This window comes from Klebsiella sp. OBRC7, assembly GCF_000293135.1.
Taxonomy (GTDB): Bacteria; Pseudomonadota; Gammaproteobacteria; order Enterobacterales; family Enterobacteriaceae; genus Klebsiella; species Klebsiella michiganensis.
Map to the genome: position 1 here is coordinate 1 of NZ_ALNJ01000074.1, position 318 is coordinate 318.

General features: G+C 53.8%; 1 pseudogene. It reads right to left on the reverse strand.

The window, feature by feature from the left end:
* Positions 1–79: 79 nt before the first annotated feature.
* A pseudogene (locus HMPREF1144_RS14625) lies at positions 80–318 on the reverse strand (Tat pathway signal sequence); the annotation flags it as partial.

Sequence of the window (318 nt, forward strand, 5' to 3'; positions counted from 1 at the left end):
GTTATACCTGAAGCAGCATAAAAAGTGTCGAAGGTGTTGTCACCGCTTCCTTGCGAAGCCCCTACTGACGAGAAAGATGTTAACTCAGAAGTCCCAGGCAGGTTTTCAGACTCAGCCGTGTGGCTTCAACATCGCTATGGACGATGGTGCACCAGTCATCACGGTTAGCCCGAACGTCGTCCAGCCAACTATTCAGCGCCTGATTGAAGGCCATGGTTTTCTCGCGCTGAGGCCAGCTCATCTGGTTAGCGCTGTAAATATCCTGCCCGGGCTGTGGCATCTGTACGGTTTGCTGCGTCGACATCCGGGAAGTCACCG